Source organism: Klebsiella sp. JB_Kp031, assembly GCF_040064295.1.
Classification (GTDB): domain Bacteria; phylum Pseudomonadota; class Gammaproteobacteria; order Enterobacterales; family Enterobacteriaceae; genus Klebsiella; species Klebsiella quasipneumoniae.
Window position 1 is genome coordinate 34,412 of the sequence record NZ_JBEAJW010000021.1, and the last position, 22,257, is coordinate 56,668.

A 22,257-nucleotide genomic window follows, 5' to 3' on the forward strand; every position below is an offset into this window, starting at 1 on the left:
GCTTTATGTTTAGCAAGTTCTTTGTTTTGACCAGTATTGTTGTTTGGATTATGCCGGTGATGACTATCGCTGGCGCAATTTTCCGTAAGGACCTGTTAACCCGAAAAGAATGGATTTTTCTCGTTTTCTTTAGCATTGTCGGTGCATCCTACGTTTCTTATTCCAGCTGGCAGGACAGGAACATAGGCCTGGTGCCAATAGGGAAAGAATATTTATCTTGCCAGTTAAAATCGCGTAATGAACCCGACCCCGAAACTTTCAGGACTGTGACCCTTGATTGTGGCGGAGAAGAAAAAATGGCTAAAGAGGAATTGTATGATGCAGCTGTAAAAGCCGCCATAAAATACGGTTACGAGTAAATCATCATGAACCACTTTTCTCCATTTTACCCCTCTGCAATTTAGTATTTCGTTCTATCCACCAGCACAGGCCCACGGTCCCGGTAAACCCGGAACCGGGACCTGTGCCGTGAGACCACTTTAGACGGGTCACATCACTTCAAAGGGAAGCTGTCGCCGTCTCAGTCACCCGGTCTCAAAATTTTTACAGGCATTCAGCCTGCAAAAACTTTGAGCTGCGGCTTCCTTCTCCGCCCTTTTTCGTTCTGTTTTCCCCGTCTGCGTTTGTCTCACGGCACAGGTCAGGCCGCACACAATCCTAAATTGCAGGAGAATACGCTATGAATGCTTTTAATAATCTGTTTAACCGTCACTGTCAAAACACTCTGCTGGCTCGCGGATGGCCTGCCGATATGGAACTGAACTATTCATTAGCTTACTGCCAGGGAGATGGTGTGGCATTTTACGGCGTGCTGCATGACAAAGAAATATTGTCCTTATTGGCTGGTCTGGTGAAATATAATCATATCACTGCAAAACTGGCAGAAGAGGTTGCCGAAGTAATCAAAGACAGCGAAACAAAACTCATTCTTGAACGCAACGGTTTTGGGTACCGATATTCTCATGCAAATACCATCCGAGTCCTGTTAGAAAATTACCCGGAAGATATCGGATATGAAGATCGCTTTTATGACGTTCTGGATAGTATCCAGGGGAGCATTGAGGAGATATGTAGCACGCTTGAAAATGACGGTTATAAAATCCATGAAAATATGAGCCCTTCCTATGCAGGCGACCTTGTTATGTCACGTGCCACAGCTAATTTCGAAATCATTGTAACCGAAAGCGAAGAGGAATTTTGGGACACATCAGATGCCTGGGATGATGAATGTAAAGATTTATACATAGCTGATCTTCTTACCGGGAGATATGAACTGAAGAATCTTGAAATAATCGTGAGGGGAAGAACCACAGGAAAGGTATACGGACAACATTACGCCGAACTGGTTTCAATTAACAAAAATAGTCCGGTGCGACGTTGGTTTGACCGCGATTGGTTAAGGTTAGCATTTGAGGAAGCGCGGGTAAAAATTGAAGATAGCCGTAAGGAACTTACAAACATAAGGTTATAGTTTCTCCAATGAGGGGCTGCAGCAGTGCAGCCCCAACCTTTCAGGTGACCGTCCCAGGAGTAGTGCGATTCATGGTCCGGTGGGTTCAGAAAACATTGCCAGATAGCGTTTGCTGTCTTCTGCGCCCCTTGCTGTACGAAATCTAAGGCCCGAACCATAGCTTTCGTAGCTACGTTTATCCTTGAAAGAACCATTTTCTAACGACATCAAACCATCCACAAAAGCCCAATTTTTGGATTATCGTCCGGAAGCGATCGTGCTCAGGATCACGCGGATCCTTTTCTGGATCGTTAAGGGTAAAACCTTTCAGTTAGTTCAGCCTGCTAGTTAACTAGCCTCTCAGAGGCCCGTAATCGCTCTCAGAAGCCGTTTCTTAGAAAAATGGTACCTACCTACGTATAATATTTGCGACTAATCCTGGTGTGTTTGACGACCATTCTGCGCTGGATCCGATCATTACCACTGTTCGAGGTACCGAAACTCAACCACCAGCACTACCCTGCAGAGAGGCAACCCCCACTGGTTTTGTTCTTATCATACTAATAAATAACGAATTATTAAACTGTATGACAGTGATCTACGTTATGTCTTCGGCATATTTGTTGTTGTTTATTCCGATCTGGGATCCAGCTTCGGTAAGAGTTAGGGGTCAAATCCCCTAAAAGGAGAGAAATGCTGTGTTTGTAAACGATTTTGTGGGTCCAGCCACTTATCCCCGTTATCCACACCCTATAACCAATAATTGATCCCAATATGATCCTAGATCTAACCCATAAAAACCAAAAGGATCCCCGGCGCTGTATCCAATTGAATTATATAAGAAAATCGACACTTTTGATTAACCGTCGTACGTGTTTTTGTTAATGTTCATATGGAGTTTCATTAATGTATGAATGATTTTAGTTAACAGTCGTATGCTGGATGATCTACAGTAATGGGATTCAACATTAACGGTCGTATGTTTAGGATAGGAATGACTGTGAACAAGAAAACGGAAAAAATTAACAATGAAATCAAAGAACAAGCCGCATTCTCATTCAATGTCGTAGGGGGTACGGGTAAAGTTACTAACTTTACCCCTGGTAACAATGGTACCGTTCAACCTGTTGCTTTGTTGAGGCTTGGGGTATTTGTCCCGGCCCCTCCGGGCGTAGCAAAGAAAAACCTCCCAGAGGGTTTGGTTACGATGGATGTGTCACGCGATTTACAGCATATGCAGATCGCATCCAGTGAAGGCTACAAAGAAATATCGCTATCCAGCCCTCGTCTTGATATGGGGACAGATTTCCGTGTATGGCTTGGTATAGTCCGTTCTTTACATGACCATGGCCATTACTCAGGAAGGATTAAGCTTCCTTTTAGCACCTTCCTTAAAAATTGTGGGTTTGACCCCTCGAGGTCGAATAAGCCCATGAAACAACGTATCGATGCTTCGATGATTAAACTGAAAATGGTCACTTTTCAGTTCCGCAATGAAGATTCAACCCTCACGACCGGCCTCATTAACTGGGCACGGTACAACTTAAAAACCAATGAGATTGAGATAGAGGGAGATCCCCGGATTCAGGAGCTCTATCAGATTGACTATAAGGTTTATCTTCGCCTTAAGGCTCTTGATAACCTGCAAAGGAAAGAGTCCGCCCAGGCCTTGTATACCTACCTCGCCAGCCTACCTAAAGACCCCGCACCAATCTCAATGAAACGCTTTCGCGACCGTTTACGGCTAACGTCCCCAGTAGCCTCTCAGAACATGATCATTCGCCGTTCGTTGAAGGAACTTGAGCAAATCGGTTACTTGCAATACAGAGAAGAGAAGATTGGTCGGTCAATAAAGTTCCACATACTTAAACGAAGTCCCTCGCTGGATGCCAAAAAGACCATCCTGGTCCCGGCTGCACATAACCCAGCTGATGACGATGCACTGATACATAAACTTAAAATGCTGAAGGCTGCAGGTTACTCAGAAACTGAGATTGCTGGCGTTCTGGATGCCCTCGATAAGTTGCAGAGGGAAGGAAAACCGGAATCCGAAGTCGAAGATGCCGATTTTGAGGAGCTTTAAGGTAGCAGCATTCAGGAAATCAGGCGTACAAAAGAGGGGGATGACTCTCTGGAAGAATAGTCCCCTTATCGAAAAGTAACTTTTATCGCTGTTGCTGCACTTTTAACTACACGTCCATTGTTGCCTCTCTACACGAAAACACAGTAACTATCTGATACTACAGCAAATAAACTTCATTCAAGACAAGTTCAATCAGAAACATTAACGGTCGTATGTTGTCATTCGTATCCGACCTCTCAAGCTCAAAACATTAACCGTCGTACGTTCCTATGGACGTGCAAAGCCCGCAGATTGTCACTTTAATCTGAAAGAATTAACGGTTGTACGTTCACAGTATCAGGGTAACCCCAGAAAGATAGTGGCGTTTTACACTATAAAACAATTACTTAAGAGCTATTCAAGTAGGTTGGCATGGTTAGATAGCTGTTGTGCTCATCCTATGAAAAGTGAAAAGATTAACCGTCGTACGTATCACCATGCATTTTTACAGGGATGCGAACTTACCGTTAGTTGCGATGTTTGTTACCTCGTAAGCCATCGAGTGAGCCCAGATCAACGGGGCCTTATGTTGCATGCTAAGTGTCGATTATCGTAAAGCTACTCTCCGGTTTTACTTTCTGGTCACAACGCAACTTTGAGAAAGTTACTTTTATGCCGGAAAGTGTTCTATGCGTTGTGCGGTTCTGGTTCCAGGACAACGCTTGTATGCTCGTTCGTTCTAAGAGATCGCTTTGCCCAGGTAAATAACCAGGACGGAAAGTTACTTTTGTCGATAAACCCTGTTCGGAATTGGTTTCGCCAGGTGTAAGCAAGAGCCTATAGATGAAGAGAGGGACAGAGTGGAACGAAGGCAATTTTCTTTGTGCATCCGTTCGTACATCTGGCCTACTCTGACCTCCAGCACTGACGCAAGGTTTATCGCAATCAAAAGCAACTTTGTTAAACAACCTCACCAGATTTGCTCCGGTAATCCGTTGCTAATCACAGGCAGGACAATTTTACAGAGTCAGCGAATCATTTTTCGTAACTAAGGAACGTTTTTTGGGGATGTAAACAAAAAAATGTCATTACATATCAATGCTGTATAAATAAACAGTGTGACAACATAACTGCGGCTGTTTTTTGACCGATGGGAGGGGTGGGGGGTACGAGGAAAAGAGGGCAGCGTCTAAGGCATAGTTATGGTTTTGACCGAATGTCTCTAATGAGTCGCATAAAGTTTAAAAAGAGATGAGAAGACTACATCATAAATATGAAGCATATTCCTCTTAGAGATATCTGTGTTGTGGGGGGATGAGCTGTTGTTTATGACCATGCTGTACTCCCGTAAAAGTCACTTTTCCGCTTTTCTCACTGTTGTCGGTACACTAGTCATTTTTATACTTGCACCGGCACCCTACACATTTGTGCTGGTGGGCCATATCGAGACCAGAACAACATGATCAATCACTCACGCCTCAGTCACCCTCTGTAGCTCTTTCCGTAATTATTGGATGTTTATGATATATATAATGTTTTTTGGACGGAATGCTTAAATAGGGGCTTTACACAACGTTTCAATCTGTATAATTGTTCCTGCCAGACACGAATACAATAGGGGTTTTAACTGCATATGGGTGAACGTGGAAGTTGCCGAAGAAATCGAAGCCTACGCTGCTTGCCCTGCTATGAAAAAAACTGGCACCGTTTAAGGGCGGGTCTGGATCATAACGGATGGGGAGATGTATCAGTACTCGCAACTAAAGGTACAGGTTATATGTGTAAATGCAGGCAGTGCGGGCACGAATACATATCCTATTCCCTGGCTGCACGCCGCCAGTTTCAGTACCAGATAAACAGAAAATTCGCCGTATCCAGCATGCAGGAAAATAAATTTTATTCAAAAGACAATTTATCGTCTTAAGCCAGAATCTCCACTGCATATCAGGATACACTTCAAGTATATGGTGGTTATGTATGGAAGAGTGAATTATGTTTCGGACAAGCAGAAGATATCTGGTTAGAAAGATAATCAAAAATTAAGGCAGGTCAGAGTAATGAAATCCTCTATTCCACCGATTCTGTATGGAAGAAATATATCCGATATTTCGGAGAAGCATTTTGCCCCCTGGTTCTGTCATGACGATCAATACCCTGCTTTGGTGCTGGCTTCAACGAAGATAGTTCCGGAGTCACCTTCCCAGGACTGGTTCCTTGGCGAAGAACAATGCGGAGGCCACAGTTGTAACCAGTTCCCGGCAGCGGTTTTACCATTGCAGATCATGCCTCAAAAACATGGGGTGCTGGAGAGCATTGCAGATGAGGCATTTGAGCCACGCTCGCTCGATTATTTTAACTGCGCGGGCGACGAGGAACAGAAGCGGGTACGGCTGAATTATCAGTCATACGTTATTTCTCTCGGGTTAACCTGCTCGGATGAAAATGCTCTCCTGTTGACACAGGCGCTATACCCCCTGGATGCGACTGACGCCAATCTCAGGGCCTTAACCACAGAACAGACCGATCTCAGAAGCCTTAATGTCACCACTGGGCTGGTCCTTTTTGTAGTGGGGGTGAACTGCGACTAGGAGAGAGAAGTAAAGGATAGTGTCATTACTATGCCACAGGCACAAATTAACCAATAAAAGTCACTTTTGAGGTAGAAATGAAAAACATTAAACGGGAAGCATTACTGGTACCCATCATCGGGCTGTTGATCCTCTCCTACCACATGGGCTATTTCCTTTCGGACTGGCCTTTCTGGCAGGTATACGCCATCCTGGCGCTGGCCTACTTTGCTGGTCGTTTTGGACTGAAAAAAAGGGCGTCTTCTAAAGACGAACCTCAGGAAGGCAAGACTACCGGTCAGTAAAGCATTACGTGTACTGGCCTGTTCCACTCTCTACATACAGGCCACTCAGTCAATTTACGGAAAACCATAAAAGGAAAACACCATGAGTAACATGACCGTGTCGTTTTACAGCAAAAAGCATCATGACACCGTAGCAAGCGCTATTAAGGCCCGTGCAACATCATCAATTGAGCTGCTCTGTTCTCCTACGCTGAATCAGCTTCTGGATCTGACAAATTCAATCTGCCAGTGCGCAGGTATTGAAAATCAGGTTGGCATTTTTGTTGCCGACTCAGACACTGACGAATCCGCTCCCGGTGAACAGGTATCTAATAACCATGCTGTCTGGCTATATAACCAGAAACGGCATAGTGCTGCCCGTGATGCGATAGTGAAGAAAGACATTACGGAAGTGAAGATTGATGAGCCGCTGACGCTTAATGAGCTTATGGCGATCATCGATGTGGTCAGCCGTTGTGCAGGTATTGATGATGACGTAGTCGGTATTGCCGAGCCGATGATGACGGTTATTGATACTGGACATTCCGGGCAATCTACAGCTCAGGAATTGATGCTGCATTAATAAAACTCACTCGCAAAAGTAACTTTTGCAAGGAGGTGTTTATGCTGTTTCGGAAACTGGTGTTGTTGGGAGGGGCCTGTACCTTACTTTTGGCCTATCACGGTGGTTATTGGCTTAGCGACTGGCCGTGGTTGTTTTATTATGCGTTGATCTCATGGTGGTTTGCATTTAGCTGGTATATTTTCATTACCCCTAAAGCAGCTTCTGTTCCGGGAAAGAATAAGAAAAAGGAAAAATCATTGCCTATCGTTAGTCAATCTCCGACTCACCGGTATAAACAGAATGATAGTGATGATTCTTCACTGATTTTACACAGCATTTATTACTCATCAATAAGCAACGTTCAGTCGGATAGTATCGTTAATAATGGAGCAGATTGTAGTTATTCGGACTCGACAGATTCAGGTTGCAGTGGGGGTGATTAAAAGTCATGGATAAATAATTACTATTTTTACAAAAAAGTTGATGAGGAGGAGATATGGTACACACAGGAATAACCGATCACGCCAGACTCAGACTTATGCAGCGATCTAGACTTCCTCTGCATGTGCTCACTGATATGATCGACAAAAGGGAATATGTTGATTTGGGTTCGAAACCCGGGATATTAAAAGAACACATTCTGATTTACAGTCGACTGGATGAGAGGTGGTACGTTCTAATCAGGGACATAATATCAGGATGTATCGTTACGGTGTTACCAGAAAACTTCCATGATTCTTCATTTATAAAAATTAAAGAATCAGATAAGAAATCTGCTTATGATTTAGCAAATAAAGTCAGTGCTCCTGGTTCTGAATTTATTAGTATAAATCTATGTTATAATGATTTCGATGGTTATCGACATTCAAAGAAGATTTATTCGATACCACTTTCACAAATTGATGTATCGCAAGATACTTTTTTAAAGTCCAAATTTATCAAATTGCTTAAAAGACAGATTAGGGAAAACATTGCACGAGGGCTTTCATTTGATGAACAGATGATTGAACCTGGTTATACACCGCTCTTCCTGAACGTAAAGTTCAGCCCGGATACGTACAAAATACTCTATTTTTGAATGCAGGAGCATCTGAATGTCTGACAGAACGGTTTTTTTGAATTTCCTATCGCAAGATACGACCCCCTTTATTACTGAGGTTGAAATGCTTATTGGTGGAGTTCCACGAATCATGTATCCAGATGGCACGGAACAGTTTGCGGATGATGAAACCGATACACTCCTGATTTACTCCCCTCGACTGACCGAAATTGAACTTGAAGCTTTTTGCGAATTGAACATTGAGCATTACCGGACTTTTCACGATACCAATGTAAAGCAACTGATCAGGGGAGACCGCGTACCATTAACACCATTCTGGGCAGAATAAACTTAGCTGCTGGGACTACAGCTTTTTTGGGGGGATCATGTATCTGCATCTTGTTCCAACGCTATACCACACCATTTCAAATAAATGCCGACTTGAATCAGTGACGATCCCGGAACTGGAGTTTGAGATTAAAGGTGATGCCCTTTCATGCGGAAGACCGTTTCCTAATAAACGGCTTACTGTGGGTATGCAAAAAAATCGTAAAGCCATGGTTGGCTTACTTCTTGAGTATGAAAAGAAAGTAAGTCATTTTACAACGCAATATAAATGGTACATAGGAGACATTGGTTTTGTTCAGCACAATATTAAAACTATAGTGATGGATTCTGAATTTGACCTTATTTCACAATATATAGGCTTGAATATTGGTCTTGATGAATTTAAACCAAGGCTCCATCCTTCTTATCACAAAGTCGCTCCGGTTAAAATACAACCGATGATGGAATCATATCGAACCGGCGAAGCGGTTAATACTTTGCAGCATGATGTATGGGAGAATAATGTTTTATTGTCCAGAACGGAAACATTGCTCTTGAATACTTTGGAGTCTGACAGGCTTTCCAGATACAGTATTTTAACCGACAGGCTTCCCCAGCCAGACTCTGCAATTTGCATTTGAAAATTCTAAATGCAGCTCCGGTTTAGTTCCGGGGCTTTTTTTCAACAAGACATTCTTAACTATTCTTGCAAGTTCTGTTATAGGAATCCTGAAATACAATCAGAAAATGTATGGTGCATGTAATTTACGTTTTTACGGTTTGTTTCAGTCTAATATCCTTCATAATTACTAAATGATTTTGGCTTAAGTTTCAGTCTTTTTTAATACCCTTTGTAAACACTGGAGCATTATGAATTATAGTCTTTCGATCCAGAATGTCAGGCCCTGAGAAAGTTACTTTTTTTGGGGAAATTTAAAAGATGGGGGTTGATGAAGAGGTAAAAAAAGGTATCCTGGTTTCAACGAAGAAAGAATTTTCGTCCTAACCTTTTCTTTCAGGGAGTTTCTATGTCCATCGAAAATACATTGATTGATGAATTAAACACATCAGAGAACACAGGAGATATTATTCCTTCTGTACCTATTGATTTAATCATTGCTCAACGTACTGCTGGCATTGCGGCGTTTATGGAAGGTTTAGAGAAACTCAGAGAAGCAGAATTGTTGTTCGCAGCTGCTGCTGAAAAGGATTGGTTCTCAGGGCTGGATGAGATTGTGGCGTCAGGTAGGCGTTGCCGCAAAGAAAATGAAATAGAGGCTTTACGCCGCAGGGTGGCTCGTTGTGTTGATAGCAGTATCTGGACGCGCCTGATGACCCGGACAGGGATGTTTACGTTTATGAGTAGTGAGCAACATGATAAATGGACTGACCAGGTATACAGTGAAGAATGCCCTGAAGTTACTCTGGACAATGTCATCAGTACGTTTCAGCATCTTCATGCCTCAAAGAACGAAACATTTGTAACTGGTATTATTGACGTTTTCCGTAAGCTGTCCTGGGACTACAAAACAAATAATCCTTGCCGTCTGGGCAAGAAAATTATACTCGAAGGTGTTTTATCCATAAATGTCTCGCGAAATCGATACGCTTCGGTCAGGACTAATGCGCAGAACTGGATTAATGATCTCGCCCGTGCTTTCTGCCTTATCGACAAGAAAAACGTTCCAGATTCACGGATAGCGGAAGGGAGCCAGTACAGGGATTTTATCAACTTAAACAGTTATACGTTAAACGGTGTGTTTACCTGTGAGTGGTTCACTATTAAATCTTTCTGGAAAGGGTCCGCTCATGTGACGTTCACACGTCCAGACCTCGTTGACAAAATTAATGAGATTGTGGCCAGTAGATACCCTGATGCTTTACCATCCAGAGTATGACAATTAATTCTAACTTTATACCCGTGCACTACTATTTATAGAGGTAACATGACATGGCTATTGAAATTAAAGAACGCTATACCACTGCTGTTATCAGCACAGCTCACATTTCTAAAGATGATGCAGTGTTATTAACTGAAGCCAGCTATAATCCTCGTTCTGAAAGTGGTCGTAACTGGATTCATGCAAATGAATATGGTTACATTATTCGGATAACTTGTGATAATCAGGAATGGAAACAACATTTACGTGATGATGGTATCTCCTGGCCTACAATCGAAAATATCGAAAAAGTACTTAACGCAGGGTTCGAATGTGTTCACTTTGATCGTGACGCAGATATTGTGGATGAACTTATTGCGTGGGACTGGTAACAATTCTTTACCAGGACCTAACAACCTGTCGTGGCGGGGCCTATATATAAGACGTAAAGCAGAAAATCAAGGAGTCGCAAATGGGCATAGAAAACGGAAATAGTTCGGTACAGCAAGATGTTCCTGCAACCGACAATGACGTTCGACATGAAGTGATTGTCACCGGCTGTGTGACAAAATATGGCAGAGGGATTCATTTCTGTAATGATGAGCTCCTAAGTGGTGCTAATCATAATCTCTGGTTCCCGTTGAGCTCTGAGGAAGACTGGTTTTCTGGCATTGAGCGCGTGCTGATGATGAATGGACTGGCGGAGAATGTCGTCAAACTTAGCCCTCTTAATGACGGGAAAGATTATCACGACTGGAAAGTGACGTATAACCGCCGGAACGTCTGACTACCTGGAAAGTAACTTTATACCTTTTTATAACTGTGTGCGGGTTCAATAGCGCTATTAAGCGGGACGCATTTTTTTTGAAATAACATTGTTAATATCATGAATGCCGAGGGAGTTTTAATGTTTAACCAAACTGAAAAGTCTATTGCCCAGATTGCGGAATATATTCCCCGTGCCTGTCGTGATATGAAGTTAAAAGAAGCCAAGGCACGGCTTGCTACAAAAATCGCACTTTATATTACTGATGGCAGTGATGCCGAGGTGCTTAATGCAACCTTCGCTCGTGCACTTAACAGCCACACCAGGGAGGCGTTCTTTTCTAACGTATCTGCATCTATTGATTATAAGGATCCATCATTACAATCAAAGTAAACATAATCACGTAATTAATGTCATGCTTTATTACATTGCTGCTAAGTGCTCCAGTGATTATGAATTAATGACAAATAGGGTGTTTAGAGGGGTTGACTGGGAGTTCTAAGTTGCTATCCTGGTGATTAATGCGAATAAAGTTTACTGGGTAACGGAGGCTGATAAATGGCCACTCACATTCGTAATTTTGGCTGGAACCGGGTAAAGCTTTCGACGCTCACATATGACCAGTTAGAACAACTAAAAAAGAAAGTTGAAGAAGAACACGCCTGTAATAATGGGATCTTCCTTTATGACAAGGCTGGGTTGAAAAAACTGGATGCTTTGAGCTGGGCTGTATATCACAAAATGAAAGCAGACAAAAAGTCCGGCCAGGTAAGTTAATTTGTCTGTCATAAAACTACATCCACTTCTTGCCGGACATAGCCTGCAAATTTCTGCAAATCTAGTGTGAAGTTCTTTTGAGGAAGCGTTGTATGAAATTTTCCAGATTCTTTGAGCTGATAACTGCCATATGGGCAAACAAAATCAACCAGCGCCGCGATCCTGAAGTCACGATCATCATCCACTCTCCGGGAAGTGTCGGAGTTACTCCATCAGTAGAAGTCGAGTCCATCGAGGCCGGGTTCGACTGGAGTGCCGGTCAGGTGTTGATTTACCCGGCACAGCCATTGACCACGCTTACGCCAGACCAGGTAGCAGACATAACCACCAGCGTGCGCAAAGGCCAGTCCTGGCATGCCTATGAGGCTTACAAGAAGCATAAAGCCGAAATGGCTACCGCCGCGACTGAGTATTCGAAAGTAGCAGGACAACGTGATGAATTATTGATAGCCCTTGAAGCCCTTTCTGCTGCTTGCGACACCGGCGAACGTGACCGGGATGGAAAGCAAAGCGGAGTAGTTATTCCTGACAAACATGCTGTATGGGCTGCGCGTGAAGCCATCGCCCGCGTCAAAGGTGGTATAGTATGAAAACTGATATCACCGCACTGCCACCCAAAATCAACAATGGCGTACTCCGGCGATTAAATGCTCAGCGCGGGCAAAGAAATGGCAGAGGCGGAAGATATAAGCGTTTCCCATCAGTTCAAAATATAAACGATTGGGTCGTGGAACGTTTGATTTCAGAAATTATCGCAGAGAGCAGAGATGACTGATTTCACCTAACTGACACAGTCAGAAATAAACGGTGCTTTGTCTCAGCTAAAGCAACTCAGCGAGTACCCCACACCCGTCACTCAATTCGCACGGATTTTTCCCAATATATTTTAAATATGGTGGGGGCAAAGAAGAAGTCTAATTCAGTAATGAGTGCGGTCGTAACCGCAACTCGCATCCGGAGAGTCAGACCCTTCGATGGAGATGAGTAATGGCTAAGCGCGATTTTTACCCAACTGGTGCGACATGCTGGCAGGGCGGGAGTTGCACACGCAGGGGGATCACACGTCGTCATCGTTATGTCACTGGTGGGGATGGACGAAAATTCGAATCGTGTCCCTACACTGACGACTGGTACGCACTCGGCGACACGATTGACACCTTTGGAAATCCATACCGGTATAGAATTACTGGTGAGAAGGCCAGAGTTCTTACTCAGTTCTGCATAGACAATTTAAAACATGAGAAATCTGACAATGACAAAATATAACGAGCTTGACTCAAAAATACTGACTAAAATCAGCGGGCATCCAACGCCATTTTCCAGTCTGTACGTCAAAGATGTTGCAGAAGAATGTATCCGACTTGCAACGGAGGAGAATAAACCTGAACCCTTTCGCATTCTCGATCGCCGACTCCAGGCGCTACGTAAAGCTGGTGTAATCCGCAGCACAACTAAGGGATGGGTGAGGGCTAAATCATGACAACAGAAACCTTAAGCAGAGAGTGGTTACAGGATCAAATTTCAGCAATTGAAGGCGCTGGCATCACTGACAGCAACACATTGGCTGCTTTCAAGCTTGCGCTGGCCGCGATGAGTAGCAAGCCGGTAGTGGCGGATGAGGTCGAGCATGTTGCCGCTGTATTAGAGCTTATCGGTAGCTTTGAGGCTACTGCTATTGATAGCGACACCGTAGATTTACGTTTTGAGATCGCTGATGTCGACACTGGCTCTGACGTATCCATTACTGAATATGCCGCACGCGGTTCCGCTATTATCCGCTTGCTGACTGGCATCTCATCGGAATTACCAGATGGTTACGTTCTGGAGGCGCTGAAGAACACGCAAACCGAGAATGAACTGGCACGAGGCCAGTTAGTCATTCTCCAGCGAACGCTATTAAATCAGCAGAGAAAGATTGCAGAGCTGGAGTCCCGCACCGTGACGCTGCCGAAACCTAAAGATTCTGACCCGGGTTGGAAAATTGATCCAGAATTTATCAGCAAAGTTCAGAACGCAATAGGGTACGATGACCAATGCGAATGTTGGGAGGGTACACCTTCCATGGAGGTAGTAGAGGCCGTTTTGCTGGCCGCCGCTGGCATCAAGATGGAGGTTGAATAGATGGCATTCATATCTCAACTGGGAACAATACCAAAGCGTAGCGGAAGAGTGCCAGGTTCTAAGTTCGTTTCGTTTAGAAAGACAAAATCTGGTGCTACTGGTGGGCTTATTACTAAGGACACTGGACTGCGCGGAACCAAAATAGACATTCAGATTGATGAGGATAATAAAACTATCCGTCTTGGCGAGTACGAGAACGGAGTGACGGTAACTCAAAGACAGGGCGTATTCAGTTGCTCGGTTAGCGTATTTAATGCAGTGGGAAAGTGCCGAATATCCCTGACTGATGGCGGGGACGGGTGGTGGTACGGAAGTTATAAATAAGTAGGCAGCTAACCACTATTATCCGGTTTATAACAAAAACCAGGTTCTCCCCCTGCTGGAATCACTTGGACTTAGATTTTTTAGGCGGATGCATGAGTAGAGACGAAAATATTCAGGCTGTATTTGATCTAAAAGCTGGTTATACACTTGGGCTCGCCGACATCGAGATTCTTAAGAGAGTGGCCCGCATGGCGCTGGCTGCAATGGACGGCGAGCCGGTAGTGTTTACCGACGAACGAAACCTTCATCATATTGCCATGGGCCGAGAAACCTCTCTGATTTGGGGTAAGCAGAACTCAGAGACAGGGGATATACCGCTCTATCGGCACGCGAAGCTAGTGCCGGATGCATTGATACAAGCTGTAGCATTTTATGAGCAGGTTAAGCGTGAAAATCCGCCAGTAGAAACGGGAGCTTATAAAGATGCCGTTGAGTGGGTACTGCGAGAAGCCTGCCGGGCTGTCATAAAGGATGAATGATGTCACAGGCAGTCAGATAGAAAGTTACTTTCCTACTCTCTGTTAGAGAGAACCCCGCATAAGCGGGGAGGTATTCGTCGATAATGAAGATCTTCATACTCACCTTTTTGTAGTCATCATACTGATCGCGAAACTATATTATTCTTCGCTCATTATTTCCCAGTGTTATGGACATTCCTTATTTGCTTTCCTGGAACCTGCAAATAGGGGCTTGCACATGAGTTCCAAAGTAGTATCCTGGGTTTAAAGAAAAAGGATATTAACCGAGACAATCGCTCATGAATGATTCCACCGTTGTAAAAGAATATAGAAGAGCAAAGTTACGAGCTGCTGCTAGTGCAATCGAGTTGGCCATCACCGCAATGGAAGATTTAATTAACGACTACGACCGCGAACATACCAAGTTTAGCGGATGTCATCCGAGGCAGGGTCATGCAAGTACGTTGCGGCAGATGCAGCAAATTCACAAGGCATTGAAACGGGGGCGAACATGACGGATATCACCGCACTGGTAGTATCCGGGTTCTGACGTCATTGTATTTTATAAAGCAGGAAACTTAATATTGGAGATATGATCATGAGTAATGTATCTGTACCAAAAATTCCTCTATCAAATTTTGAGTGCGTTCATTGCGGTCGCATTTATCATGACGCAGACCTTTGTTCTTCAGACGATTGCCCTGGTAATGACATAGCTATGCCAGAACTTCTGAACCACTGGACAGTGGATGAAGTAGCTGAATGTCTCGATGGGGTGGGGCAAGAACTTTACAGAAAATTATGGTCATATAGGCTTTGTTGAATAAATCGAACTTTTGCTGAGTTGAAGGATCAGATCACGCATCTTCCCGACAACGCAGACCGTTCCGTGGCAAAGCAAAAGTTCAAAATCACCAACTGGCCCACCTACAATAAAGCCCTCATCAACCGTGGCTCCATAACTTTCTGGCTGGATGATGAAGCTATTCAGGCCTGGTATGAGTCGGCAACGCCTTCATCACGGGGAAGACCTCAGCGCTATTCTGATCTCGCCATCACCACCGTTCTGGTCATTAAACGCGTGTTCAGGCTGACCCTGCGCGCTGCGCAGGGTTTTATTGATTCCATTTTTACACTGATGAATGTTCCGTTGCGCTGCCCGGATTACACCAGTGTCAGCAAGCGCGCAAAGTCGGTTAATGTCAGTTTCAAAACGTTCACCCGGGGTGAAATCGCGCATCTGGTGATTGATTCCACCGGGCTGAAGGTCTTTGGTGAAGGCGAATGGAAAGTCAAAAAACATGGCCAGGAACGCCGCCGTATCTGGCGTAAGCTGCATCTCGCCGTTGACAGCAACACACATGAAATCATCTGTGCAGACCTGTCGCTGAACAACGTAACGGACTCAGAAGCCTTCCCGGGTCTTATCCGGCAGACTCACAGAAAAATCAGGGCAGCATCGGCAGACGGCGCTTACGACACCCGGCTCTGTCACGATGAACTGCGGCGTAAGAAAATCAGCGCCCTTATCCCTCCCCGAAAAGGTGCGGGTTACTGGCCCGGTGAATATGCAGACCGTAACCGTGCAGTGGCTAATCAGCGAATGACCGGGAGTAATGCGCGGTGGAAATGGACAACAGATTATAACCGTCGCTCGATAGCGGAAACGGCGATGTACCGGGTAAAACAGCTGTTCGGGGGTTCACTGACGCTGCGTGACTACGATGGTCAGGTTGCGGAGGCTATGGCCCTGGTACGAGCGCTGAACAAAATGACGAAAGCAGGTATGCCTGAAAGCGTGCGTATTGCCTGAAAACACAACCCGCTACGGGGGAGACTTACCCGAAATCTGATTTATTCAACAAAGCCGGTCATATATTGAAGCAACAACTGATGGCGAAGCGCCACTGGCTAAAGTTGCATGGGGTGATTTAACTCGTGAGCATAAGATTGAACTGGTCCATGCCATCCAGCAAGAGTTTCCTGACGACGATATTTAATTTTCCCACCAGCGATAATGAAGCTTTCATTTTATCTCATTCCGAAAAAGCAGGTCGAAGGCCTGCTTAATAAAAAATGCTTTTATCATCCGAGGTTTTTTTCGAGTGTTTGCCTTGATTTTTAAAATTATCCACTTAAGTTAATACTTCCTCCACACTACAAAGCTTCGCATTTAGTCAACCAACTTTACAGAAGGTCGCCACCTTATAAATCCAGAAAGTTACTTTATAAATGATAAGATAATAGGAGTTGCAGGAACGTTTTAATATGATAACCTGGTTTACAGTGACATGTTTCTACTTTTCTAGGTCGCACGTTCTCATACGGAATATAACCATGAACAATTCATTTGAGTGCAGCAAGAGAACCGATATCACCGAACAACCGCAGAGCCATGATCTACTCATCGCAAACGGAAATGAAACGGCCAATTTGCTACGCCACCTGGCAAATAACGAGATCGACTCCGACTATTTTGCAGTTGTCTCGGAATGCGAAAGCTACGGGCAAGAAACTGACGCAGAGCTATCAATCACGGCGTTTGCCCTTCGTGCCGCTGGTTACGTTGATGCGCTGGTAGAGTCACTGGAGAAGGCCCTGCAGCGTATTGCTGAGCTGGATAAAGACTGCAGAGTATACGAAAATAACGTAAAAAATCTTCTTGAACGTGCCGGTTCAGCAGAGTCCTCGTGCGCAGAGGCTGCTCGGATTCTTCAAAGTGGTGAGCGCATGGCATTAACTCGCGCCATCACTATTCTGCTGGCAAATGGCATGAAGGTGGAGGCTGAGCCAGTGGCGGTATGCACTGTAAAGGGCGGTCAAATGTGCCCTGATGGTGTGCACGAACTTTTCGCCGCCCCTCAGCCAACGCTGGTAGTGCCGGAAGAAGCTACTCCGGACAGTATCGAGATTCTTGCCAGCGCCAGGCGTCGTGACCACGCTGTATTCCAGTGGGATGAAGACCAGCGAAATGCGGCCGCTGATTCCTGGAACGCTTTCCGGGCCGCTATGCTCCAGGCAGTCAACTCTCCGGTAATTGGCATTGACCAGGCAACAGGTGCTGACAGAACAGTGGAAGTTCGCTACGTAGCACCTCCTGGTTACGTGATGTTACCGAAGGAACCGACAAAAGAGATGATTGATGCCGGGTGGCTGCACTACATGGCCACCAAGAACCCTTCATCAAAAGGCACATACAAAGCCATGCTCGCAGCCGCCCCACAGGAGGTGAAATGATGCCCTCCATTGAAGAAATGGGCAAGCGAGCAGCACTGCTAAAATGGAAGCGCCAGTTTGGGCCATTCGAAAAATGCCCTGAGTGTTACGGCCTTCTATCCGGTTGTATGTTATGCGGTGGTAACGGCAGGGTGATTCAGGAAGATATTGATGCCTGGAATAACCCTATTTCGAAGATGAGGCGACAGATATGACCGCACATCACTCTTTTCGTTGTATGAAATGGTATATACAGTGGGATAGAGTTTAGCTCCTGTCAACTCTCTATTCTCGTGACGCGTAGTGTATAGTTCACTTATCAAGTGGAGTAATAACAAAGCAAACGGTAGTGCTGGTATGTTTTTTGTGCGCGTATGATAGCACTAGCGTCGCAATCAGGAAAAAGTTACTTTTATTACTAATTTTGGTCATCGCCTGTAGGTTGAAGATAATTCAATAATCTCAACATTGGGCGAGAACAACAGATTGTACATAAATCTTAGAGGATATATAAAAATGAGCAATTTACTTGAAAAAGCTTTAATGGAACTTTCTGACGGCTCGCGAGAGAAAATGACAGACTTAACTAGTATAACCAAGCGCATGACAGATTTAGCTAGTATAATAACCAAGCGCATGACTCCTTGCCCCAACTGCCGTGTCTTACTTCCTCCTGATGCTACACAGCATGTTTGTGTTATGGAGGTTATTACCTTTGAGTAGAGTCGGAAATATATAATTATTGAGAATAATAATTCTGGCTTCTTTTTTGGTTCTAAAAAGTATCAGTATCTCAAGGATTTAAGATGAAGCTTACTAACGCACAGATCTACACACTGCGGCGATTATCCGGTGGGAGTAAATATCAACTCCGTGGTGACGGAAAAAAGGCGCGGGAATGCAGGCCAGGATCAGGGATATTCACCGATGATATTTCTGCACCATCTATTCCTGTCCTGTTTCGTCTCGGGCTGGTGGACTATGTACATAAGGGGGGGAGAGAACACGCCTTGTTTTATGCGGTCACGCTTACCGACACGGGGAAACAAGCCGCTGCCACCATGAATATCAAGGATTGATATTCCACAATGAATTTGTAAGCAGTAAGGAAAAACAGAGAGTCTTGAATGTTTAGGTGGAAGATGAAAGTCACTGTAAAATCAATGAAAGTATTACTTGCCAGCACCGGAAAAAAAATGAAGTTAACGGGCAGTAATAAAAACGGGGACCGCTTCTATGTTGTGACAGGGTGGAGCGGTGAATACACCATTCGGGGCATCGCCTGGCAACTGGGATTGGTGTGATCAGGACTGATGCACTATTGCCATCATTAACAACCATCAAACGGGAGAACTGTAAATGGACCAGGATGACGTTTTATCAAAAATATCCAGTGAAAATACAACAGCTCATGAGCTGTTAAGCGAAGCTATGCCAAACGCAGCCTCTCGATTCTACCGGACCGCAAAAAACCTCTCCCGACTTCTGGACGAGGTCCGCGAGCACTTCCCGGATGCTTCGTATTATGCGGCGTCTGGAAGTTTAAGCCTGCTGCTTGGGGAAAGTCATAATAAACATGACCAGCCCCAGCAGGAGTTACTAGCTCATGCGGCACCGGACCTAAGAGTGGAGGGCGGAGACTGGTAATATTTGCCGGTGAAGGCTGACTACCCTGTTGAGCATTATTTATCTTGAATTGATAATGTTGACAGGTACAAAAATCAGGAATAGAAAAACTTCTGAAACAGGTTGAATAAACAATCAACATTCAGGGAAAGGCTGTATATTCGTAAGAGCTGAATGTGCAGCATTACCCAGTTTTTTTGACTTATGATGGTTTTTAATTAACACTTTTATCACCTCCAAGATTTTCACAGCTTTTAATTATCATCCAGAAATTGCAATCTCTCCCAAAAAATCTCTTTCTTTTTCCTGACATTAAAAATTGGGTCTTGAACAAGCGTAATAAAATAGTATTCTGGTAGTATCAACCACCTGCTTTGTATTTCATTTGCTAGTTAGGTTTTCTTTTTTTTCGATTAAATTCCACTTGGGTTTTTATAGGTTTTAGTCTGTGTGCATGCTCACCGGAGGCTTATTATGAAACAGAATTTAAATCACCTGAAACCGGGTCTCTATGCTGTCTGGTATTTCGATTGCTGGGATGTTGATGGTGATCTGTATTATACCCTCGCGACCCAGGACGCCAACCAACTCTGGCGTGAAGAGGGAACAGGCCTCGATATGTTGCGACACCAAGGCGATACATTTTTAAAAGCTTGGGCGCTGGATGATGCCTCAAATCTGCTGGCACAGAGCAACAATAACCTCCAGCTCACCCAGCAAAGTCTAAAACCGGGCCTCTATGCAATCCACTATTTCGACAACGGGGATCCTGGCAACGAACCGACGCATATCCTAGTGACACTGGATGATAATCAGAAATGGTACAACCATGAAAATGGACGGGAAATGTTTATGTCTGAAGGCGATATGGTGTTAAAAGCCTGGGCACTGGATGATGCCTCAAATCTGCTGGCTAAGACGGTTGACCCCAGCCAGCTGGTGGACATCATTCAAAAAAATGAGATTCAACAACGCTTTCTAGCAGACCTGGATATTTAAAGGCAAAACGATGCGATTAGCTTTAACCTTCGGCGTAGTGATCGAAAATAACTGGAGCACACTATGAGCCACGAAAGTAACAAAGCCCTACTCAATATAGAGACCCACACTCTTCCGGATGATTATCCCTTTTCAGTCGATGAACTGGACCGGATAATCGCTGGCGAAGTGGTTTCACCCCATCAGGCAGCAATAATGGCACGAGAGTTAAAAAAACGACGTCAGGCCGAAACTTCTACGCCAGTTGAGGATGATTACCTGGCGAACATGCTCTGGTATGCGGAAGAATCGGTTTGTCACCCCGACCCAAATTATCAATGCGAGTTTGGCCGTCTGGCTGCGCCTGGTGTTATTGCCGCCGTTATCCGCGAACTCCTGCAGCATCGCGGGTTTGCGAAAAATAATAGGCCGGTGGTATACACATCCCGCACTGAGCTTCAGTGCGAAGATGGTTTTGGGGAAATCTGGCCTGAACCCATATTAGACGGTTCTGATATAGCACTCTATCTCTATGCCTCTCCATCTCCTGAACGCGACCAGATCCGCCGTGACCACGCCGAGTGGTCTCAGGATACATTCGGCGATGTTGGCCCGACTGGCCCGCTGAAGCATCTCAGTCTCGAGGCGCTGGAAACCGCAGAAGCGCCCGGTAACTATGCTGAATGGGCTGATATGCAATTTTTACTCTGGGATGCCCAACGCCGAGCCGGTATCACTGACGAGCAGATTACCCGGGCGATGATCGAAAAGCTGAAAGTGAACAAATCCCGGAACTGGCCTGACCCTGAAGATGGAGAACCACGCTTTCATATTCACACACCGGCGGAATAGACTTCGTAAAAGCGAAGAGCATGCTGGACTGTTTCCCTCCCTGCCAGTAAAAAATATGGACCAATTAACCGCTAACATTTCAATAAAAAGAAAACTGTTTTCAGGATGTTTTATCTGGCCGGTCTACATAATGCTTCAGAAATTATGAATTATACCGGCCGCTCCCGGTGTGATTAATATTAATTACGGTACTTGCGCTATCTGTTTTATTTAATATACTTATCGCGATGCGGATATTTAAAAAGAGGGAAAGGTATGAAACCTTATGGCTTGTCTTATTCTGTAACTGGTTGCACCTGTGGATTATGTCGTTCCAGGGGATACCGTAAAAATAATGCCTACAGTAGTGTACTACGTGCCGATAAGCATCGCGCACGCCAGGCAGCGAAACGTGACATTAAAAAACTTATTCTTGACTCTTCAAAATCATTCATGAATTAAGGTTAAGTCATGGTAACGGAAAAGGAGTTGATTGAATTTGACCTTCTCAGAAAGGTCGGCAGTCGCTGGAAATACCGTTATTCCATCGGCGCAAAATATCTCTTTGCCAGCAGTAAAGAAAGTGCTGTCGAACAAGCAACACAAGCATTCAGGAAAGCCCGGCCAGGTGAGCTTTTAACCCGTGACGAACGGTATGAGAAAGCAAATCAGGAGGAAATCAGGTTGTCAGACGTTCGCTGGAAACACCTCAGCCTCGACGATTTGTACGCGCTCCTGAACCGGATGAATGGCGATAAGACAACGCTACAGGACGCATCCTCCCGCGAGTTCACAGGAAATGGTGGACGCCGTACATCAGCTGCCGTGGCTGCTCAGGGAGCCCGTGATACGGCCATCATGTGCGGATGTCTTGAACGTTACATTGTGTGGCGGCGGCGAAATACACATTTCAGCGACTGATATTCCTGCAAAAGTAGCCGGTTTGTGGTAATTTCCGGTAAGTAACGCTCCGACACTACAGGACT

The 22,257-nt window shown here is 44.8% G+C and carries 28 protein-coding genes and 1 pseudogene; all 29 read left to right on the forward strand.

Annotation, left to right across the window (positions count from 1 at the left end; all coding sequences use genetic code 11):
- The first annotated feature begins 5 nt into the window (after positions 1–5).
- The 29 genes and pseudogenes from ABLV64_RS06620 to ABLV64_RS06760 all read left to right on the forward strand — a co-directional run bounded on the left by ABLV64_RS06620 (position 6) and on the right by ABLV64_RS06760 (position 22,192).
- Positions 6–359 (forward strand): hypothetical protein, encoded by a 354-nt coding sequence (locus ABLV64_RS06620; protein WP_004026444.1) that lies wholly within the window; start codon positions 6–8, stop codon positions 357–359.
- A 320-nt stretch (positions 360–679) separates the two neighbouring features.
- Positions 680–1,471 (forward strand): hypothetical protein, encoded by a 792-nt coding sequence (locus ABLV64_RS06625; RefSeq protein WP_004026443.1) that lies wholly within the window; start codon positions 680–682, stop codon positions 1,469–1,471.
- Positions 1,472–2,444: 973 nt separating this feature from the next.
- On the forward strand, positions 2,445–3,533 hold the full coding sequence (locus tag ABLV64_RS06630) for a RepB family plasmid replication initiator protein (RefSeq protein WP_024198088.1): 1,089 nt from the start codon (positions 2,445–2,447) through the stop codon (positions 3,531–3,533).
- Positions 3,534–5,569: 2,036 nt separating this feature from the next.
- A complete protein-coding gene (locus ABLV64_RS06635) occupies positions 5,570–6,100 on the forward strand; it encodes a hypothetical protein (protein WP_004026440.1) in 531 nt (176 codons plus the stop codon).
- Positions 6,101–6,177: 77 nt separating this feature from the next.
- A complete protein-coding gene (locus ABLV64_RS06640) occupies positions 6,178–6,384 on the forward strand; it encodes a hypothetical protein (RefSeq protein WP_004026437.1) in 207 nt (68 codons plus the stop codon).
- A gap of 82 nt (positions 6,385–6,466) precedes the next feature.
- On the forward strand, positions 6,467–6,946 hold the full coding sequence (locus ABLV64_RS06645; RefSeq protein WP_004026435.1) for a hypothetical protein: 480 nt from the start codon (positions 6,467–6,469) through the stop codon (positions 6,944–6,946).
- Positions 6,947–6,987: 41 nt separating this feature from the next.
- Complete coding sequence (locus ABLV64_RS06650; RefSeq protein ID WP_024198087.1) at positions 6,988–7,371, forward strand: hypothetical protein; 384 nt, start codon at positions 6,988–6,990, stop codon at positions 7,369–7,371.
- Positions 7,372–7,424: 53 nt separating this feature from the next.
- Positions 7,425–8,006, forward strand: a complete 582-nt coding sequence (locus ABLV64_RS06655; protein WP_024198086.1) for a hypothetical protein — start codon at positions 7,425–7,427, stop codon at positions 8,004–8,006.
- 16 nt (positions 8,007–8,022) lie between these two features.
- Positions 8,023–8,316 (forward strand): hypothetical protein, encoded by a 294-nt coding sequence (locus tag ABLV64_RS06660; RefSeq protein ID WP_110437879.1) that lies wholly within the window; start codon positions 8,023–8,025, stop codon positions 8,314–8,316.
- A 37-nt stretch (positions 8,317–8,353) separates the two neighbouring features.
- On the forward strand, positions 8,354–8,935 hold the full coding sequence (locus ABLV64_RS06665; RefSeq protein ID WP_004026428.1) for a DUF6012 family protein: 582 nt from the start codon (positions 8,354–8,356) through the stop codon (positions 8,933–8,935).
- A 387-nt stretch (positions 8,936–9,322) separates the two neighbouring features.
- Positions 9,323–10,192 carry a DUF4942 domain-containing protein gene (locus tag ABLV64_RS06670; protein ID WP_348843199.1) on the forward strand — a complete coding sequence of 290 codons (870 nt, stop codon included), beginning with the start codon at positions 9,323–9,325 and terminating at the stop codon, positions 10,190–10,192.
- Between the two features lie 53 nt (positions 10,193–10,245).
- Complete coding sequence (locus ABLV64_RS06675; RefSeq protein ID WP_004026417.1) at positions 10,246–10,566, forward strand: hypothetical protein; 321 nt, start codon at positions 10,246–10,248, stop codon at positions 10,564–10,566.
- Positions 10,567–10,646: 80 nt separating this feature from the next.
- Positions 10,647–10,961: a hypothetical protein gene (locus ABLV64_RS06680; RefSeq protein WP_004026416.1), complete on the forward strand. Its 315-nt coding sequence runs from the start codon at positions 10,647–10,649 to the stop codon at positions 10,959–10,961.
- Between the two features lie 120 nt (positions 10,962–11,081).
- On the forward strand, positions 11,082–11,333 hold the full coding sequence (locus tag ABLV64_RS06685; RefSeq protein ID WP_004197205.1) for a hypothetical protein: 252 nt from the start codon (positions 11,082–11,084) through the stop codon (positions 11,331–11,333).
- Positions 11,334–11,498: 165 nt separating this feature from the next.
- Positions 11,499–11,717 carry a hypothetical protein gene (locus tag ABLV64_RS06690; RefSeq protein ID WP_004026415.1) on the forward strand — a complete coding sequence of 73 codons (219 nt, stop codon included), beginning with the start codon at positions 11,499–11,501 and terminating at the stop codon, positions 11,715–11,717.
- A 92-nt stretch (positions 11,718–11,809) separates the two neighbouring features.
- Positions 11,810–12,307: a hypothetical protein gene (locus ABLV64_RS06695; RefSeq protein ID WP_004026414.1), complete on the forward strand. Its 498-nt coding sequence runs from the start codon at positions 11,810–11,812 to the stop codon at positions 12,305–12,307.
- Positions 12,304–12,492 (forward strand): hypothetical protein, encoded by a 189-nt coding sequence (locus tag ABLV64_RS06700; protein ID WP_004026413.1) that lies wholly within the window; start codon positions 12,304–12,306, stop codon positions 12,490–12,492. The genes ABLV64_RS06695 and ABLV64_RS06700 overlap by 4 nt, the downstream gene beginning before the upstream one ends.
- A 701-nt stretch (positions 12,493–13,193) precedes the next feature.
- Entirely contained in the window at positions 13,194–13,838 is a 645-nt protein-coding gene (locus ABLV64_RS06705; RefSeq protein ID WP_004026412.1) for a hypothetical protein, read from the forward strand.
- A 416-nt stretch (positions 13,839–14,254) separates the two neighbouring features.
- Positions 14,255–14,641, forward strand: a complete 387-nt coding sequence (locus tag ABLV64_RS06710; RefSeq protein ID WP_024198083.1) for a hypothetical protein — start codon at positions 14,255–14,257, stop codon at positions 14,639–14,641.
- Positions 14,642–15,464: 823 nt separating this feature from the next.
- Complete coding sequence (locus tag ABLV64_RS06715; RefSeq protein WP_000654805.1) at positions 15,465–16,433, forward strand: IS5-like element IS903B family transposase; 969 nt, start codon at positions 15,465–15,467, stop codon at positions 16,431–16,433.
- Positions 16,434–16,957: 524 nt separating this feature from the next.
- The gene (locus ABLV64_RS06720) at positions 16,958–17,857 is read left to right on the forward strand and encodes a hypothetical protein (RefSeq protein WP_223175076.1); all 900 of its coding nucleotides are present in this window, start codon (positions 16,958–16,960) and stop codon (positions 17,855–17,857) included.
- Positions 17,854–18,051: a hypothetical protein gene (locus ABLV64_RS06725; RefSeq protein ID WP_004883227.1), complete on the forward strand. Its 198-nt coding sequence runs from the start codon at positions 17,854–17,856 to the stop codon at positions 18,049–18,051. The genes ABLV64_RS06720 and ABLV64_RS06725 overlap by 4 nt, the downstream gene beginning before the upstream one ends.
- A gap of 301 nt (positions 18,052–18,352) precedes the next feature.
- Positions 18,353–18,559 (forward strand): hypothetical protein, encoded by a 207-nt coding sequence (locus ABLV64_RS06730; RefSeq protein ID WP_004197220.1) that lies wholly within the window; start codon positions 18,353–18,355, stop codon positions 18,557–18,559.
- A gap of 83 nt (positions 18,560–18,642) precedes the next feature.
- The gene (locus ABLV64_RS06735; protein WP_004197207.1) at positions 18,643–18,915 is read left to right on the forward strand and encodes a hypothetical protein; all 273 of its coding nucleotides are present in this window, start codon (positions 18,643–18,645) and stop codon (positions 18,913–18,915) included.
- Positions 18,916–18,978: 63 nt separating this feature from the next.
- Entirely contained in the window at positions 18,979–19,140 is a 162-nt protein-coding gene (locus ABLV64_RS06740) for a hypothetical protein (protein ID WP_162138575.1), read from the forward strand.
- 55 nt (positions 19,141–19,195) lie between these two features.
- On the forward strand, positions 19,196–19,483 hold the full coding sequence (locus ABLV64_RS06745) for a hypothetical protein (RefSeq protein WP_004883232.1): 288 nt from the start codon (positions 19,196–19,198) through the stop codon (positions 19,481–19,483).
- 453 nt (positions 19,484–19,936) lie between these two features.
- Positions 19,937–20,461, forward strand: coding sequence for a hypothetical protein (locus ABLV64_RS06750; protein WP_004197199.1), 525 nt, complete (start codon positions 19,937–19,939; stop codon positions 20,459–20,461).
- 501 nt (positions 20,462–20,962) lie between these two features.
- Positions 20,963–21,274 (forward strand): annotated as a pseudogene (locus tag ABLV64_RS06755) (dATP/dGTP pyrophosphohydrolase domain-containing protein); the annotation flags it as partial.
- A 468-nt stretch (positions 21,275–21,742) separates the two neighbouring features.
- Positions 21,743–22,192, forward strand: coding sequence for a hypothetical protein (locus ABLV64_RS06760; protein WP_004026395.1), 450 nt, complete (start codon positions 21,743–21,745; stop codon positions 22,190–22,192).
- The last annotated feature ends 65 nt before the right edge of the window (positions 22,193–22,257 follow it).

Bases quoted from the DNA above. Each gene is read 5' to 3' on its own strand.
- ABLV64_RS06650 (WP_024198087.1), top strand. From the start codon at position 6,988: ATGCTGTTTCGGAAACTGGTGTTGTTGGGAGGGGCCTGTACCTTACTT.
- ABLV64_RS06725 (WP_004883227.1), top strand. From the start codon at position 17,854: ATGATGCCCTCCATTGAAGAAATGGGCAAGCGAGCAGCACTGCTAAAA.
- ABLV64_RS06730 (WP_004197220.1), top strand. From the start codon at position 18,353: ATGAGCAATTTACTTGAAAAAGCTTTAATGGAACTTTCTGACGGCTCG.
- ABLV64_RS06695 (WP_004026414.1), top strand. From the start codon at position 11,810: ATGAAATTTTCCAGATTCTTTGAGCTGATAACTGCCATATGGGCAAAC.
- ABLV64_RS06655 (WP_024198086.1), top strand. From the start codon at position 7,425: ATGGTACACACAGGAATAACCGATCACGCCAGACTCAGACTTATGCAG.
- ABLV64_RS06760 (WP_004026395.1), top strand. From the start codon at position 21,743: ATGGTAACGGAAAAGGAGTTGATTGAATTTGACCTTCTCAGAAAGGTC.
- ABLV64_RS06635 (WP_004026440.1), top strand. From the start codon at position 5,570: ATGAAATCCTCTATTCCACCGATTCTGTATGGAAGAAATATATCCGAT.
- ABLV64_RS06740 (WP_162138575.1), top strand. From the start codon at position 18,979: ATGAAAGTCACTGTAAAATCAATGAAAGTATTACTTGCCAGCACCGGA.
- ABLV64_RS06720 (WP_223175076.1), top strand. From the start codon at position 16,958: ATGAACAATTCATTTGAGTGCAGCAAGAGAACCGATATCACCGAACAA.
- ABLV64_RS06675 (WP_004026417.1), top strand. From the start codon at position 10,246: ATGGCTATTGAAATTAAAGAACGCTATACCACTGCTGTTATCAGCACA.
- ABLV64_RS06660 (WP_110437879.1), top strand. From the start codon at position 8,023: ATGTCTGACAGAACGGTTTTTTTGAATTTCCTATCGCAAGATACGACC.
- ABLV64_RS06750 (WP_004197199.1), top strand. From the start codon at position 19,937: ATGAAACAGAATTTAAATCACCTGAAACCGGGTCTCTATGCTGTCTGG.
- ABLV64_RS06705 (WP_004026412.1), top strand. From the start codon at position 13,194: ATGACAACAGAAACCTTAAGCAGAGAGTGGTTACAGGATCAAATTTCA.
- ABLV64_RS06745 (WP_004883232.1), top strand. From the start codon at position 19,196: ATGGACCAGGATGACGTTTTATCAAAAATATCCAGTGAAAATACAACA.
- ABLV64_RS06735 (WP_004197207.1), top strand. From the start codon at position 18,643: ATGAAGCTTACTAACGCACAGATCTACACACTGCGGCGATTATCCGGT.
- ABLV64_RS06700 (WP_004026413.1), top strand. From the start codon at position 12,304: ATGAAAACTGATATCACCGCACTGCCACCCAAAATCAACAATGGCGTA.
- ABLV64_RS06685 (WP_004197205.1), top strand. From the start codon at position 11,082: ATGTTTAACCAAACTGAAAAGTCTATTGCCCAGATTGCGGAATATATT.
- ABLV64_RS06625 (WP_004026443.1), top strand. From the start codon at position 680: ATGAATGCTTTTAATAATCTGTTTAACCGTCACTGTCAAAACACTCTG.
- ABLV64_RS06710 (WP_024198083.1), top strand. From the start codon at position 14,255: ATGAGTAGAGACGAAAATATTCAGGCTGTATTTGATCTAAAAGCTGGT.
- ABLV64_RS06665 (WP_004026428.1), top strand. From the start codon at position 8,354: ATGTATCTGCATCTTGTTCCAACGCTATACCACACCATTTCAAATAAA.
- ABLV64_RS06620 (WP_004026444.1), top strand. From the start codon at position 6: ATGTTTAGCAAGTTCTTTGTTTTGACCAGTATTGTTGTTTGGATTATG.
- ABLV64_RS06670 (WP_348843199.1), top strand. From the start codon at position 9,323: ATGTCCATCGAAAATACATTGATTGATGAATTAAACACATCAGAGAAC.
- ABLV64_RS06690 (WP_004026415.1), top strand. From the start codon at position 11,499: ATGGCCACTCACATTCGTAATTTTGGCTGGAACCGGGTAAAGCTTTCG.
- ABLV64_RS06640 (WP_004026437.1), top strand. From the start codon at position 6,178: ATGAAAAACATTAAACGGGAAGCATTACTGGTACCCATCATCGGGCTG.
- ABLV64_RS06680 (WP_004026416.1), top strand. From the start codon at position 10,647: ATGGGCATAGAAAACGGAAATAGTTCGGTACAGCAAGATGTTCCTGCA.
- ABLV64_RS06630 (WP_024198088.1), top strand. From the start codon at position 2,445: ATGACTGTGAACAAGAAAACGGAAAAAATTAACAATGAAATCAAAGAA.
- ABLV64_RS06645 (WP_004026435.1), top strand. From the start codon at position 6,467: ATGAGTAACATGACCGTGTCGTTTTACAGCAAAAAGCATCATGACACC.